The 15,724-nt window shown below is 72.3% G+C and carries 6 protein-coding genes; 2 read left to right on the forward strand and 4 right to left on the reverse strand.

The window, feature by feature from the left end; all coding sequences use genetic code 11:
• Positions 1-6 precede the first annotated feature (6 nt).
• The 4 genes from pucL to E1193_RS03800 form a co-directional block, all read right to left on the reverse strand.
• Positions 7-924 (reverse strand): factor-independent urate hydroxylase, encoded by a 918-nt coding sequence (gene pucL, locus E1193_RS03785; protein WP_243707266.1) that lies wholly within the window; start codon positions 922-924, stop codon positions 7-9.
• 135 nt (positions 925-1,059) lie between these two features.
• Complete coding sequence (locus E1193_RS03790; protein ID WP_132180287.1) at positions 1,060-7,701, reverse strand: non-ribosomal peptide synthetase; 6,642 nt, start codon at positions 7,699-7,701, stop codon at positions 1,060-1,062.
• 113 nt (positions 7,702-7,814) lie between these two features.
• Entirely contained in the window at positions 7,815-8,582 is a 768-nt protein-coding gene (locus E1193_RS03795; protein ID WP_132180289.1) for a thioesterase domain-containing protein, read from the reverse strand.
• Positions 8,572-9,906 carry an MFS transporter gene (locus E1193_RS03800; RefSeq protein WP_279433290.1) on the reverse strand — a complete coding sequence of 445 codons (1,335 nt, stop codon included), beginning with the start codon at positions 9,904-9,906 and terminating at the stop codon, positions 8,572-8,574. Before E1193_RS03800 ends, E1193_RS03795 begins: the two co-directional genes overlap by 11 nt.
• Positions 9,907-10,094: 188 nt before the next feature.
• On the opposite strand from E1193_RS03800, the gene E1193_RS03805 reads away from it, so the two are divergent.
• Complete coding sequence (locus E1193_RS03805; RefSeq protein WP_132180293.1) at positions 10,095-14,333, forward strand: non-ribosomal peptide synthetase; 4,239 nt, start codon at positions 10,095-10,097, stop codon at positions 14,331-14,333.
• Positions 14,333-15,664 carry a condensation domain-containing protein gene (locus E1193_RS03810; RefSeq protein ID WP_132180295.1) on the forward strand — a complete coding sequence of 444 codons (1,332 nt, stop codon included), beginning with the start codon at positions 14,333-14,335 and terminating at the stop codon, positions 15,662-15,664. Before E1193_RS03805 ends, E1193_RS03810 begins: the two co-directional genes overlap by 1 nt.
• The last annotated feature ends 60 nt before the right edge of the window (positions 15,665-15,724 follow it).

Genomic DNA, 15,724 nt, shown 5'->3' on the forward strand with positions numbered 1-15,724 from the left:
TCAGGCTCAGAGGAAGGAGGGGACGGCAAGCCAGGCGTCACCCGCGTCCGGCGCGTCGTCACGGGCCACCGTGGTCTCGATGAGCCCGTACGGTCGGTCGGCGCCGATGAACACCTCGCCGTTGTTCTCCAAGCCGAACGGGGCGAGGTCGACGAGAAAGTGGTGTCTGTTGGGTGCGGAGAAGCGGATCTCGGCGACCTCACCGCGGGCCTTGAGCACCTGCTCCCCCATCAGATAGAGAGTCTCCTGCAGGGCCCGGCTGTAGGTGGTGGCGAACGTCTCGAGCAGCGAGGCGCTGATGGTGCCGTATGCCGCGTTCCAGTCGACGTCCGTACCCGCGTAGCGCCACCGTGCGACCAGGGAAGTGGCGAGGATGCGATCGTCGGTCTCCTGCAGTGTCGTGTAGTCGTCGGTGAGGAAGCCCTTGAACTCCGAGCGGGTGGACTTGAGAAGGACCAGGTCACGCAGGCCGGACACCACCTGGATCTGCTGGTCGGCGTCCCGCCCGGAGAGCGTGACGGCACTCGTCCGCACGGCCCCGCCGCGACGGAGGAAGGCGTGGTCGTGCCCGGCCCCGCCGACGTCGATGCGGTCCCAGGCGTACTGCTCGACGCGCACCTGGACACCGGACGCCTTGGGGGTCGCCTCGATCAGCCGTCGACCGACCGCGATCGCGTAGTCCTCGACAGACGTGACGCCGTGCTTCTTGGCGTACGCGAAGGCGGTGTTCTTCTGGGTGTCCGTCGGAAGCACATCACACTGATCTCCCTCGATATGTGCTGCGGCGAAGTCACCGCGCAACGCGGTGGAGACATCGAGATCCCAGATCTCGTGTCGGGGGGTGTCCCGGTAGATGCGCACGACGCGGTTCTCCGCCTTGCCGTACTGGTTAAAGCTGAGCGAGGTGCCCATGACGTCCCTCATGTCTCGGTCGTCTTGCCGATGTCCGCTTTGGTGGTGGCCGGCCGGCGGGTGGCCACCGGGTCTCGCGGCCGTCGGGGTCGAGGTGGCCGGTGCCGCGTCGTCACCGGAGCCGGGAGCGACCTGTCAGATCACCGCTCAGCGCCGTCCGCCCGCCGCCGCCACGCGCTCCGCGAGCCCGCGCGTGGTCCGGGCCTGGTACACCGTGGCCAGCGGAAGCTCCACCGCGAAGTCGCCGTTGATCCGGGCCACGAGCTGCGCGGCGAGCAGCGAGTTGCCGCCGTACTCGAAGAAGTCGGCCGTACCGGGCGGTTCGTCGGTCTCCAGCAGTTCGGCCCACAGCTCCGCGATCGCCTGCTCCACGGCGGACGGCGGCGAGTCGGCGGCCTCACCCGCCGGATCCACGGCCGTCCTCGGGGCGGTCTCCGGCCGCACCAGCGCCGCCCGGTCCACCTTGCCGTTCGCGTTCAGCGGTATCTCGTCGATCTCGACCAGGGCACTCGGCATCAGGTGGCTGGGCAGCCGGTCGCTCAGGAACGCCCGCAGCTCCGCCGCGTCGACGGGCCGGGCCGCGACGTAGTACCCGACGAGCGCGCGCCGCTGCGGGTCGGTGCCGGTCACCGCCGCCACCGCCTGGTGGACGGCCGGGTGCTGGGCCAGCGTCGCCTCGATCTCGCCAGGCTCCACCCGGTAGCCGTTGATCTTCACCTGCTCGTCGATCCGGCCGAGGAAGTCAAGTTGCCCGCCGGGCAGCCACCGACCCAGGTCGCCGGTGCGGTACATGCGCGCGCCGGGCCGGTCGCTGAACGGGTCCGGCAGGAACCGCTCGGCGGTCAGGGCGGCGCGCCCCGCGTACCCGCGGACGACGCAGTCGCCTCCGATGTAGAGCTCGCCCGGCGCGCCCACCGGGACCGGGTTCAACGCCGCGTCCAGGACGTACATCGTCGTGTTCGGGATCGGTCGGCCGATGGGCACCAGATCCGTGGCGCCCGGCCCGTCGGCGTGGAACACACAGTTGCCCACCGACGCCTCCGTGGGACCGTACTCGTTGAGCAGCACCGTGTCGGGATCCAGCCGGCGCCACGCGGCCAGGGTGCGGGCGGGGAAGGCATCAGCCCCGACCGCCAGGGTGCCGGCCAGCCGCCGGGCCGCGCCCGGGCCGAGCGTGTCGGCGAGCAGGGCGAGGTGCCCCGGGGTGAGCTTGAGGAAGCTGAACGGCGCCAGCCGCTCCAGCCGCCGGCCCAGCGTGGTCGGATCGATGCCGTCGGGCAGCACGCACACCCGCTGTCCCATGATCAACGGTGTGTAGATGTTCGGCACGATCATGTCGAAGGCGTAGGACGAGAACACCGCCGCGCCGCCGTCACCCCGGCACGCGTACGCCTCCCTGGCCCAACCCAGGTAGTTGACCACCCCCCGGTGGGGCACGAGCACTCCCTTCGGCGTGCCCGTCGAGCCGGACGTGTACATGATGTACGCCAACCCGTCCGGGTGACCGGTGACCGCGGGAGCGGTATCCGGCTCGGCGTCGATGGCGTCGCGGTCGCGGTCCACCAGCACCGTGCCCCAGGCGCCGGTGGGCACCCGGTCGGCCAGCTCCGCCGTGGTCACCACCAGCGCGGCGCCCGCGTCGGCGAGCATGAAACGCAACCGTTCCGCCGGGTACGCCGGGTCCAACGGCAGGTAAGCCGCTCCGGACTTCAGCACACCCAGCATGCCCACGACCATGCCGGCGTCGCGGGGCAGGCACAGCGCGACGACCGTCTCCGGCCCGGCTCCGCGGGCACGCAGGTGCCGCGCGAGCCGGTTGGCCCGCCCGACGAGCTCGGCGTAAATCAGCGTCGTCCGGTCGTCGACCACCGCCACCGCGCCGGGCGTGCGCCGCGCCTGTGCGTCGACCAGTTCGTGCAGCAGGTGCTGGACGGGGTACGCGCGCGCCGGCCCGTTCCAGGCCACGAGCACCTGCCGCCGCTGCTCCGGATCGAGCGTGGCCAGGGTGTCGTGCCCGTCGTCCAGCCGGGTCATCGCCGCCAGCACGCGCAGGTACAGATCACGCATCGCCTCGGCCTGCTCGTCGGAGAGCCGCTCGGTGTAGTAGTCCAGCCGCAGCAACAGCTGGGATGAGCGCGGGTTGCGCAGGAACCCCGTGTTGAGGGCGAAGCTCGTCGGTTCCGAGCGGAACTCCGCCGTCGACTCAACCTTGTCGTCGAGAATCCCCACCCCGGCGCCCAGGACGTCAGCCAGCTGGTGGAAATGGTTGTAGAGAAACGTGTTGTCGAACACCTCCGCGCCGCCGCGGTCCCACTGGATCTGGGCGAGCGGATAGCGCCGGTGCGGCAGCAGCTCCTGCTCGGCGTCGAAGACCCGGCGCACGAGTTCGCGCCAGGTGCCCGGGGCCAGGTCGACGCGGATCGGCGGGACGTTGAGGAACATCCCCAGCACCTCGGTGCTGTCCTTCTCCTCCAGCCGCCCGTTGGCGGTCAGCCCCGCCACCACGTCGGTCCGACCGGTGGCCAGGCCCAGCACCTTCAGGTGCGCGGCGAGGAGCACGCTCTTGAGCGGCACGCGGGCAGTTGCCGCGGCGGCGAGCAGGTCGTCGCAGAGGCTGGCCGGCACCAGCGCTTCGAGCCCGCGGTGGACGGCGCTCTGGGTGGACGTGAGGCGCCAGTGCCGTACCCCGTCGACATCCTCGCCGGTGACGGAGGTGTCTCCGGCGTCGCTTGCGACGCCGGGCGGCGCCGGCCAGGCAGTCAGGAAGCCCGGCGTGAAGTCGGCCAGCTTGGCCCGCCAGAACTCGCGATCCGCCGGCGAGGTCAGGCTCTCCCGCTCGACCGCGATGAAGTCGCGGAACAGCGACGCGGGCGGCGGGTCGGCGGGCGCGTGCGGATCCTTGAGCAGTCGGAGGTACCGTTCCAAAACCTCGGACATGTTGGTGAACAGGCTCCAGCCGTCGAAGATCGCGTGATGTTCGGTCACCGTCCACTGGAACGTGCTGTCGGTGCGGGGGTGCAGCAGGTAACGCAGCAGCGGTGGGCATGCGATGTCGAAGGGGCGCCGCCGCTCCTCGTGCAGCAGCTCAAGCAACCGACGGTTCTGCTCCTCGGTAGACAAGCCGCGCAGGTCGCCGATTTCCATCTCCATTTCGGCCGCCTGGTGTACCAATTGCATGGGCTTGCTGAACCGCGCGAGGTCGAACCCGGTGCGTAGAATGTCGTGCCGCGCGACCACGTCCCGCACCGCCTGCCGGAAGACCTCTGCGTCGAACGGCGCCCGCACGTGGAAGCTGTTGACGTTGTGGTATGGCAGGGTCTCGCTGTCCAGCCGCATGTGGTAGACCATGCCGGCCTGCAGCACCGACATGGGGTACGCGTCGACGACGCCCTCCGGCAACCGCTCGCGGTCCGCGGCGGGCAGCAGGGCGAACGGCTGGCGCTCGACCGCCGCGTCGGACTCTGCCGCCGGCTGGGCGGCACCGGCCACCGCGGCGAGCTCGGTGACCGTCGGCCACCGGAACAGGTCCTGCAGGCTGATCCGCAGCCCGGCGTCCTTGGCTCGGCCGAGCACCTGCAGGCTCCGGATCGAATCGCCGCCCAGGTCGAAGAAGTTGTCCCGCGCACCGACGCGGTCCACGCCGAGCACCTCCGACCAGATCGCGGCGAGCACGGCCTCGGTGCCCGCTGCCGGCGCGACATACCGGTGCCCCAGCTCCGGCCGTGTGGTCGGCGGCTCGGGCAGCGCCTTGTGGTCCACCTTTCCGTTGCCCGTCATGGGCAGCGTGTCGAGGAACACGAACACGGCGGGCAGCATGTAGTCGGGCAGCGTGCTCGCCAGGAACTCGCGCATCTCTCCGGTGGTGAGCGCGGCGCCGGTGGCCACGTACGCGACGAGCCGTGGCGACGTGTCCTCGGCGCGCCACGCCACGACGGCCGCCCCGAGCACCTGCGGATGCCGGCGTATCGCGGCCTCCACCTCGCCGGTCTCGATGCGGAAGCCGCGGATCTTCACCTGGTCGTCGTTGCGGCCGAGGTACTCCAGCCGGCCGTCCCGCAGGCGGCGGCCGACGTCCCCGGTGCGGTAGAGACGCGCTCCCGGCTCCCCGGAGAAGCCGTCGGGCACGAACCGCTCGGCGGTCGTGGCGGGCCGGCCGTGGTAGCCGCGCGCGACACCCGCGCCGCCGACGTACAGCTCACCGGGCACGCCGGGAGGCACCGGATTGCCCGCCCGGTCAAGCACGTAGACGCGCAGGTCGGGAATGGGCACGCCGATGAGGCTGGGCCGCTCCGCGAGCGTGTGTTCGGCCAGCGGGCAGTGCGTCACGTGCACGGTCGTTTCGGTGATGCCGTACATGTTGACCAGTCGCGGAGCCGAGCTGCCGTGGCGCGCGAACCAGCGGGCCACGCTCGCCGAGTCCAGCGCCTCGCCACCGAACACCACCCAGCGCAGTGCGAGGCCACCGCCCTGCTCGCGGTCGACCTGCTCGAGCTGGCGGAACGCGGACGGCGTCTGGTTCAGCACCGTCACCCGCTCGCGCCGCAGCAGCGCGTGGAAGTCGCTGGTCGAGCGCGCCACCTGCCGCGGCACCACCACGAGGCGACCGCCGTAGGCGAGGGCGCCCCATGCCTCCCAGACGGAGAAGTCGAACGTGTAGGAGTGGAACATCGTCCACACGTCATCCGGGCCAAACCCGAACCAGTCCTGGGTGGACGAGAGCAGTCGACTCAGGTTTCCGTGCGTGACCTGCACCGCCTTTGGCCGCCCGGTGGAGCCGGAGGTGTAGATGACGTACGCGAGATCTCCCGGTCGCGGTGCGCCGGCGGCAACGCCCTCGTCCCCGTTGTCCACCCCACCGTCGTCCACGTCGTCGGCCGCGCCACCGGAGGCGTCATCGGCCACGTCGAGGAGGCGCCATGGTCCGTCCGGCACCCGATCGCGCGCGCCCTCGGTCGAGACCACCGTCCGCGCTCCGATGTCGTTCAGCATGTAGGCGAGCCGCTCGGGTGGATGCGCCGCATCCAGCGGAAGGTACGCCGCGCCCGCCCTGAAGACGGCCAGCAGCGCCACGATCATTTCGGCGCTCCGTTCCAGGCACAGCCCCACGACGGTCTCCGGACCCGCACCCGCTCGCCGGAGTCGGCTCGCCAACTGGCGCGCCCGCTGGTCCAGCTCGGCGTAGGTGACCTGGCGCTCTCCGTCGGTTACCGCGACCGCGTCCGGCGTCTCCACGGCGCGGCGCGCGACCAGCTCCGGCACGCTGGGCGCGGCGGCGACGGCGGCTGGGACGCTGCCTTCGGCGGCTGCCGCACCCGTTCCCACCGGCTCGCCGAGCACCGCCCTCCGGACGGCTTCCGGCAACATCGGCACGTCCGTGACCGGTGCCTCGGGCGCGTCCAACGCGGCCTCTAGCAGCCGCAGATAGCACGCCGCCATCTCGTCGACGGTGGCTCGGTCGAACAGGTCCGTGTTGAACTCGATCTCGATCCGTGGTGTGGGTCCCTCAAGAAGGGTCCAGGTCATCTCGAACTTGGCGGTGCCCCGCTCCACGTACACGTCGGTCAGCCGGGCATCGCCGAGCGGGTGCCCGGACGGCGCCGACTGCATGCCGAAGACGACCTGCACGAGTGGGCTGTAGCTGAGCGCCCGCTCGATGCCGAGCGCGCCGATCAGCTTCTCGAAGGGGACGTCCTGGTTGGCGTAGGCGTGCGCGGTCACGTCCCGGACCCGGGCGAGCAAGTCGGTGAACGTGGGCGCACCCGACAGGTCGGTACGCAGCGGCACGGTGTTGACCAGGATGCCCACCACGTCTTCGAGGTCGTCGAGGCCGCGGGTCGCGACGGGCGTACCCACGACCACGTCGTCGGTGCCGGCATAGCGCGAGACGAGGACGTTGAAGCCGGCCAGGTAGCCGACGAACGGGGTCACCCGGGCGGCCGCGCACGCCTGGCGCATCCGGCCCTCGATGGCCGGCGGCACCGGCAGGGTGACGGTGTGCCCGGCGAACGTCTGCATCGGTGGCCGCGGGCGGTCGGTGGGTAGGTCCAGCCGGTCCGGCGCGTTGGACAGTTGACCGCGCCAGTAGTCGACCTGCTCGTCGAGCACGCCGCTGGCCCAGCGTTCGTGCTCCCAGCGTGCCACGTCGGCGTACCGCGGGCCCGGTGCCGCCGCGGACGCCGATTGGCCCGCTCGGCACGCCCGGTACAGCTCGTCCAGATCCCGCAGGAGCACGTCGAACGACAAGCCGTCGACGGCGATGTGGTGCACGGTCAGCACCAGCAGATGGCGATCGCTGGACAGGCCCAGCAGCAGCGCGCGCACCGGCGTACCGGCGCCGAGGTCGAACGGGCGCCGCACCTCGTCCTCGGCGGCCGTCAGGGCGGCGCCCTCCCGGCGCGGGGCCGGCAGATCCCCGAGGTCCCGCGTGACGAGCGGCACGCGCCCGTCGTCGACGATCACCTGCACCGGCTCGCCGCCGCGGCTGACGTACCGACTGCGCAGCGCCTCGTGCCGAGTCGCGAGCGCGTCCAGCGCCTCGCCCAGCGCGTCGGGATCCAGCGGTCCGTCCACCCAGTACGCCGAGGCCACGTTGTACGTCGGGGTGCCCGGTTTCCACTGCTCGAAGAACCACACCCGCCGTTGGGCGAACGACAGGGGTGCCTCGATGCCGCCGGTACGGGGAATCGACTCCTCGCCGGCGGGCGCGATTCCCTGCTCCCGAAGCACGATGTCGAGCGCGTCCCGAAACTCCAGATGATCGTCGCCAACTCGGTGCGGGATAAAGCTCATGAGCCGCGCCCTCCATCACAGTCGCACGGGGTTGCAGTGACTAGAGAATATTCACGCGGTAATGCGATTTCCCCATTCTTGAGTAGGGGGAACCGTTCGCGGAAAGAACAGGGTCACGCGGCGTCCCGATGCGCGGCGGCCAGCATCCGGCCCACCGCCTGCCCGATCAGGGTGCGGGCCCGCAGGCCATGTACGAAGAAGTGGCCGCCGGACACCGGCGTGATCACGAAGTACCGGGTGGTCTGGGCCGCCCAGCCGACCATGTCCGCTCGGGACACCCACCGGTCATGCGTGCCGTGAAATGCCTGGATCGGCACGGCCAGTGGGGGTTCCGGCCGGTACTGGTAGCGTTCGGCGAGGGTCAGGTCCGCCCGGAGCGCCGGAAGGAACAGCCCCCGTGCCTCCGGATCGTCGAGGACCCGGTCTGTCACACCGTTGCGGTGCCGCAACTCGGCCACCAACCGGTCATCCGGCAGCGCGTGCACGGGCCGGGCGGGCGGCGGGGCGGTCGGCGCGGCGCACCCGGACACCAGCAGGGCGGCGGGTGCCCGGGCGCCTCTGGCCCGTAGCGCGCGGGCCAGGTCGAACGCCATGCGGGCGCCCATGCTGTGCCCGAAGAGCGCGTACGGCCGGTCGATGCGCGCTTCGATCGCGTCGGCGAGCTCCTCGACCAGCACGCGCATGTTGGTCATCGGCGGCTCGTCGAGGCGGCTCTCCCGGCCGGGCAGCCGCACCGCGAACGGCTCCACCGTCTCAGGTAGCGCGGCCGCCAGAAGCCCGTAGGCGTGCGTGCCGGCACCTGCGTAGGGGCAGGAGAACAGCCGCATCCGGGCGGCCGGGCGAGGCGCCAGGCAACGCAGCCACTTGTCGTCAGCGTTCATGATCGCCGCCGGTGCCGCTCGGCGGGAGCGTCGGGCCGGCCGAGCCGGCGCGTGCCACCGGCGCGGCGGGTTCAACCGGCAACGCGCTCTCGACCGGCCCAGCGGGCTCGCCCGGCGTGGGTCGCCCGGCCTGCGCCGCGGACTCGGGGCGCAGCCGGATGGTCAGCGGCACCAGGCTCAGGACCACCACCGCCAGCACCGCGAACAGGCGCCCCGGGGTGAGGGCCTGGGCGACGATTCCGCCGGCGAGCGCGCCTACCGGCCGGGCGCCGAAGGCCAGGAACCGGAAACCAGCAGAGACCCGCCCCAGCAACCGCGACGGCACCAGCGACTGGCGCAACGAGGTGTTCACGACCGCGGACACCGCGGTGGCGAAGCCGGACAGCAGCAGGGCGGCCCCGACCGCCACGGCGTTCGGCACCGCGAACGGGGTGACGAAGCAGATCGCCAGCGCCAGCACCGCACCGGTCAACAGGTGCCGCGGGGGCACCCGCTCGGCCAGTCGCCCGGCGGCGGCGGCTCCGGACACCGCACCCACCGCCGCGACGATGATGAGCACGCTGTACCCGAAACCGGAGAGCCCCAGCGCGGAGCCGGAGCCGACCGCGAAGACCACGAACACCGCGAAGAACGCGGTGTTGACCAGGTTGGTCACCACCGCGTACACGGTCAGGCGGGCGATCGTCCGGTTCCGCACGAGTGTTCCGATGCCTTCCCTGACGTCGGCCAGCACGCTGGTCCGGGTGGTGCGGACAACGGCGTACCGCCCGCGCACGGTGAGGAGCACGCCGGCCGCGGCCAGATAGAGCCCGGCCGGAGCGAACACGGCGACCACCGTGCCCGCGGCGACCAGCAGCGCGCCGACGGGCGCGCCGACGAAGTCGTTCATGACCATCTGGGTGCCGAACAGCCGGCCGTTGGCGCGGGGCAGCCGCTCGGGTTCGACGACCATCGGCACCAGGGCATGCGCCGCCGTCTCCGAAACGGTCTCGGCCACGCCGACGAGGAGCGCGGCCACGTAGAGAAGCGGCAGGTTGAGGCCGGTGACGGCCGCCGTCACGGCGATGCCGAGCAGGGCCACACCGCGCAGCGTCTCCGCGGCGAGCATGAGACGGCGCCGGTCGACGCGGTCGACCAGCACACCGACGAACAGCCCGAAGAGGAACCAGGGCAGGGTCTGGGCGACCCGCAGCCCGGCGATCAGGGCCGGCGAGGAGGTGACCGTCACGGCGATCAGCGGCACCGCCATCAGAAAGAGTCCGTCCGCGAGATTCGTCATCGAGGTGGCGGACCAAATACGGCTGAATTGCGATCGGGTGTCCACTGCGTCACCGCTCTCCGTATCAGTGGCTGCAAATGCTATTGGCCGCTCTCTTCGACCGTCAAGGCCCGAAGAAAAGGGGAATGGCAGCCTATCCCTGAGTAGCAGGACGGCCCACTACTCCAGCCGGGGGTGGGGCACCGACACCGGGCCTAGGCTCGCTCTCAGGCTCGTCAGACTGGAGTAGCGAGATGACTACGGGGCACGGCTTCTCCCCTATCGGCTCCTCCCGTGCCGGCTTCGCCGCCGGGAATTCCACGGTCACGCTCCGACCGACGCGTCCCGCGCCCCCTGTTCCCGGCTTCGTCCGCGGCCGCGCGGCGTCGACCGTCGGGGCCACGCTCACCGCGCGACTGGCCGGCGCCAGTCGGTCCGATGTGGACAACTTGCTCCTCAGCGCGCTTGTCGCCCTCCTGAGCCGCGCCTCCGGGACCACCGAGGTGTCGGTCGGCGTGGCCGACGGGGGCCAGGCGCGCTCGACCCAGCCGGTACGGGTGGTGGTCGACGCCGCCGGCACGCTCGAACAGGTGCTCCGGCTGGTCACCTCGGCGCGGGCCGCCGCGGCGGTCGCGCCGTGCCCGGAGGCGCGCGTCGTGGTCGTCGCCGACGCCCCCACGGCGGCGCTTGAGTCGCTTCTCGACGGCCAGGTGGACCGGGACCTCGCCATCGCCCTGGATGACGGGGCCAGCCCGTGGACGTTGCGGTGCGGCTTCGACGCGGAACGGTACGACGAACCGGCGGTGACCGCGTTCCTGACCGCGGTCCGTGCGGCGCTGACCGGCCTGGTCCGCACGCCCGGCCTGCCGGTCCACGACCTGAACGCGGCGATCGAGGCACCGACCGTCGAGGTGGCGGCCATCCAGACGGCCGCCACCGACGAGCGGACGACGGAGCTGGCGTCGGCCGAGCCCTCCGGGACGCCGCTGGGCGCAGTGGCACGCGTGGTGGCCGACGTGTGGGAGCAGGTCCTCGAAACGCCGGTACGGCGCGGTGACGACAACTTCTTCGTTCTCGGTGGCGGCTCGCTGCAAGCCCTCCAGGCGCTCGGCCGGCTGCGCGACAAGTTCGCGATCGAGCTTCCGGCCGACCTCATCTTCGGCGCACCGACCGTATCGGAGGCGGCGCGGCACGTGGAGCGGGCCCGGGAGGACCGAAGCCGGCTACGCGTCGAGCCACCTCAGCCGCGCGGTGATTCGCCCGCACCGGCCTCCTTCGCGCAGGAGCGGATCTGGTTCTTCGAAAACCTACGGCCCTCCTCCGCCCTCTACCACATGCCCTGGGCGCTGGACATCGACGGTCCGGTCGCCCCCGACATCCTGGCCGCCGCCGTACGCACGGTCGTCGCCCGGCATGAGGCGCTGCGCACGTCGTTCTCGGTGCGCGACGGCCTACCGGTGCCCGTGGTGCACGCCGCGGTCCCGGTGGAGATCGGTCACGACGACCTCAGCTTGCTGCCGGCCACCCGGCGGCGGGCCGCCGCGGACCAGCTGCTCGCCGAACGCGCGCGGCTGCCCTTCGACCTCTCCCAGCCGCCGCTGCTACGCGCCCACCTGCTGCGGCTCACCGAACGCCGCCACATCCTCCTGCTCACCCTGCACCACCTCGTCAACGACGGCTACTCCACCGATCTGCTGCTGCGGGAGCTCAGCGCCGCGTACGAGGCGCACGCGAGCGGCCGGCCGCCGGCGCTGTCCCCGGTCAGCGTCCAGTACGGCGACGTGGCCGCCTGGCAGCGCCGGGTGCTCCGCGACGACGCGCTGGCCGACGCCCTGCGGTTCTGGCAGGACGAGCTGGCCGGCGCACCGGCCGCGCTCGCGTTGCCGACCAGCCGGCCACGTCCGGCGGAACCCAGCTTCGCCGGCGAGACGCACGCGTTCCGGTTGCCCGAGCGGCTCACCTGGGAGCTGCGCCAAACCGGTCGGGAGCACGGCACGACGCTCTTCGTGGTCCTGCTCGCCGGCTTCCACGCGTTGCTGCGCCGGTACACCGGTCAGACCGACGTGGTCGTCGGCACGACGTCGGCCAACCGGGACCGCCTCGCGCTGGAGAACGTGCTGGGCCCGGTCTTCAACACCCTTGCGCTGCGCGCGAACCTGCCCGGCGACCCCACGTTCGAGGAGTTGCTGGCCCACATGGGCGACCGGGTGCGCGGCGCGCACGCCAACCAGGAGGTGCCGTTCGACCTCCTGGTGGCGCGGCTCGCCCCGGAGCGCGACCCCAGCCGGTCGCCGATCTTCCAGGTGCTGTTCGAGCTGGGCGATCCACCGGGCGGGCCGGCGCCCGACGGCCTGCGGTGGACGCCCCGTCTCGTTGACACCCGCACCGCCAAGTTGGACCTCGCGGTGACGCTGACCGACGAGGGCGACGCGCTCACCGGCCTCGTCACCCACAGCGCGGACCTGTTCGACGCCGCGTTCGCGCGCGGCCTGGTGGCGAACTTCGTCTGCCTGCTGGAAGCGGTCTGCGCCGACCCGGGCAGCCGGCTGTCCGCGCTCTCCGTCGTCTCCGCGGTGGACCGGCGGGCCATCGCGGCGGTGAACGACACGGCACACGCGTACCCTGTCGGCGCCTGCCTCCACGAGCTGGTCGAGCGCCAGGCTCGCCGGGTACCGGACCGGGTAGCGGTCCGCTGCGGGCCGGCCCAGGTCACGTTCGCCGGCCTCAACGCCCGGGCCAACCAGCTCGCCGCGCGGTTGCGCGCGCACGGCGTCGGGCCGGAGGCGCGGGTCGGGGTGTGCCTGGACCGTTCCATCGACATGGTGGTGGCCCTGCTCGCCGTCCTCAAGGCCGGTGGCGCGTACGTGCCCATCGATCCGGACTATCCGGACGAACGAAAACGGCTCATGATGTCCGCCGCAGACGCCGAGTTGCTGGTCGGGCAGCGCGTCGCAGCCGGCGGGGGGTGGCATGACGGGCCGGCCGTCTGGTTGGACTCCGGCCTCGCGGGCGAGTCCGTCGTGGACCCGCCCGGCCGGGCCCACGCCGGGAACCTCGCCTACGTCATCTTCACCTCCGGTTCCACCGGCACTCCCAAGGGGGTGCTGGTCGAACACGGCGGGTTGGTGAACTACCTGCGGTGGTGCCTGGACACGTACGTCGCCGACCGCACCGGCGGCGGCGCGGTCTTCTCCTCCTTCGCCTTCGACGCCCTGGTGCCCAGCCTGTACGCGCCGCTCATCAGCGGCCAGACGGTCCACCTGCTGCCGCCCGACATGACGCCCGGCGAACTCGGGGAGCAGTTGTCCGCGGGCGGGCCGTACGCGTTCGTCAAGCTCACGCCGAGCCACCTCGACCTGTTGGTCGAGCAGGTGGACGGCGACGCCGCGGCCCGACTGTGCGGCACACTCGTCGTGGGCGCCGACGCGTTCCGCGCCGCCAGCCTCGACCGCTGGCGCCGCCTCGCGCCGGACACGCCGGTCATCAACGAGTACGGCCCGACGGAGGCATCCGTCGCCAACTGCGCGTATCCGGTGCCGGGTCCGGTGTCGCAGGCACTCGTACCGATCGGCCGCCCGATCGCCAACACCACCATGTACGTCCTGGACGAGGCGATGCGGCCGCAACCGGTCAGCGTGGTGGGTGAGCTCTACATCGGCGGCGACTGCGTGGTGCGCGGGTACGCCGGACGGCCAGCCCTCACCGCGGAACGGTTCGTGCCCGACCCGTTCGGGGCGAAGCCCGGTGCCCGGCTCTACCGCACCGGCGATCTCGGCCGGCTCACCCCGGACGGGACCTTCGAGTTTCTCGGCCGCGTCGACGCCCAGGTTAAGATCGACGGATACCGGATCGAGCCGGGCGAGATCGAGGCCGCCCTCGTCGCGCATCCCGCGGTCCGGCAGGCGGTCGTGGTACCGCACACCGGCCCGGCGGAGCGCCGGTTCCTGGTGGCGTACGTCGTCGGCGAGCCGTCCGCCGGGGCGACCGAGCGGGAACTCCGCGAGTTCCTCGGTGGGCGGCTGCCGGAACACCTGGTGCCCGCCCGCGTCGTCGGCGTACCGGCCATCCCGCTCAACGCCAATGGAAAGCTGGACCGCACGGCGCTCCCGGCGCCGTCCGAGGTCCCGGCCGGAGCGCCGCCGGCGGCCGGTCCCGCGGACCCGCTGCAACAGTGCCTGATCGTGCTCTGGGCGGAGCTGCTCGGGCACCCCGCGGAGAACATCGGCGTGGTCGACGACTTCTTCACTCTCGGCGGGCGTTCCCTCGACGTGATCCGCCTCATCTCGCGGATCCGGGAGACGCTCGGCGTCCGCCTGTCGCCGGTGCAGGTTTTCCGGGAGCCGACCGTCGCCGCCATGGCCAAGGCGGTGGTGCGGCACGAGAGCCGGCCCGGCCGGTCCGACCAGATCGCGCGGGCGGTGCTGCGGCTGCGCGCCATGAGCCCCGCCGAGCGGCGGCGCCTGCTGCCCGCCGGCGTGCGAGAGGAGGACTGATGCGTACGGTGGCGGTGGAGTACCGGGGTGCGCGGGGCGGCACGGGGCCGAGCACCTGGGCGCAGCGCGAGCATTGGGCGACGCTGTTGGCCAACCGCCCCCACGACGCCCGGTTCAACATCGGGCTGCTCCAGCCGGTACCCGCGACCGCGTCGCTGAACGCCGTGCTGATGGCCGTTCGGCGGCTGGTCGAGCGGCACGAGACTCTGCGAACGACGTTCGAGGACGGCGCGGACGGCGCGCCCACGCAGATGGTGCACGCGGGGGGCGAGCTGGCGGTGGCGGTGGTCGAGGCGCCGGGGCCCGCCGAGCCGGACGCGCGCCGGCTCGTGGCCGAACTCGCCGCCGCGAGGTTCGAGCCGACGACCGAGCTGCCGGTACGGTTCGCCGTGGTGGTTCATGCCGGCCGGCCCGCCTGGCTGGGTACGGTGATCTCGCACCTGGCCGCCGACGCCGCGGCCGTCGACCTGCTCGAACGCGACCTGGGCGACCTGCTGGCCGACCCGGACGCGCCCGGCCCGGCGCAGGGCCGAGCCAGCCGGCCCTCGTGGCAGCCGCTGGATCAGTCCGCGTACGAGCAGTCCGAAGCCGGCCAGGCGGTGTTACGCCGCTCGTTGACAGCGTGGCGGGACGGACTGACCAAAGCACCGGCCCTCGTCACCGAGCCGACGGCCTCCGATGAGGAGCCGCGGTACCCCGCCACGATCCTGCGGGCCGCCGGGCTGGGCGAGGCCGCGAGCGGGCTCGCCGCGACGCTCGGGGTGGGCGTCTCGGCGGTCTTCATCGGCGCCACGGCCGCCGCGCTGTCGGCGGCGGCCGTGACGACGGAGTGCTCCCTGGTCGTGACCTGCGCGAACCGCATGACGCAGCGCACCGCGCGATACGTCGGCACCATCGCCCAGCAGGGCCTGCTGCGCGTGGACACCGCCAGCCCCTCCCTCTACGCGGTGGTTCGGAACACCTGGGCGGGACTCTTGCGGATCTACGAGAGCAGCCGGTACGACCCGGTGGCGCTGCGTGCGGTGCGCCGCGAGCTGACCGGCAGATCCAACGGGGACCACTACGTCAACTTCGTCGAGGAGCGGACCCCGCTGCGCCCGCGTGACGCCTTTGCCGCGCTCACCCCCGGCTGCTACGAGGTGACGGCCGGCACGCCGGTGCCCTCGACGTTCCTTGACTTCGGCCTGACGCTGCTGACCGACTCGGTCGACGCGTCGGTGCGGATGTTCGCCGACCGCCGCCGGATCCCGCCGGCGCGGGTTGAAGTGCTGCTCTCAGGCGTACGGGAGCTGCTCGACCGGGCAGCGCACGGCGACGTGGCCTGGCGGTGACCCGGGCCGAGCGCCGCGACGAGTAACACGTCCGGCACGTCGCGCCCACACCGTGAGGAA

The organism is Micromonospora sp. KC606 (genome assembly GCF_004348675.1).
GTDB lineage: Bacteria > Actinomycetota > Actinomycetes > Mycobacteriales > Micromonosporaceae > Micromonospora.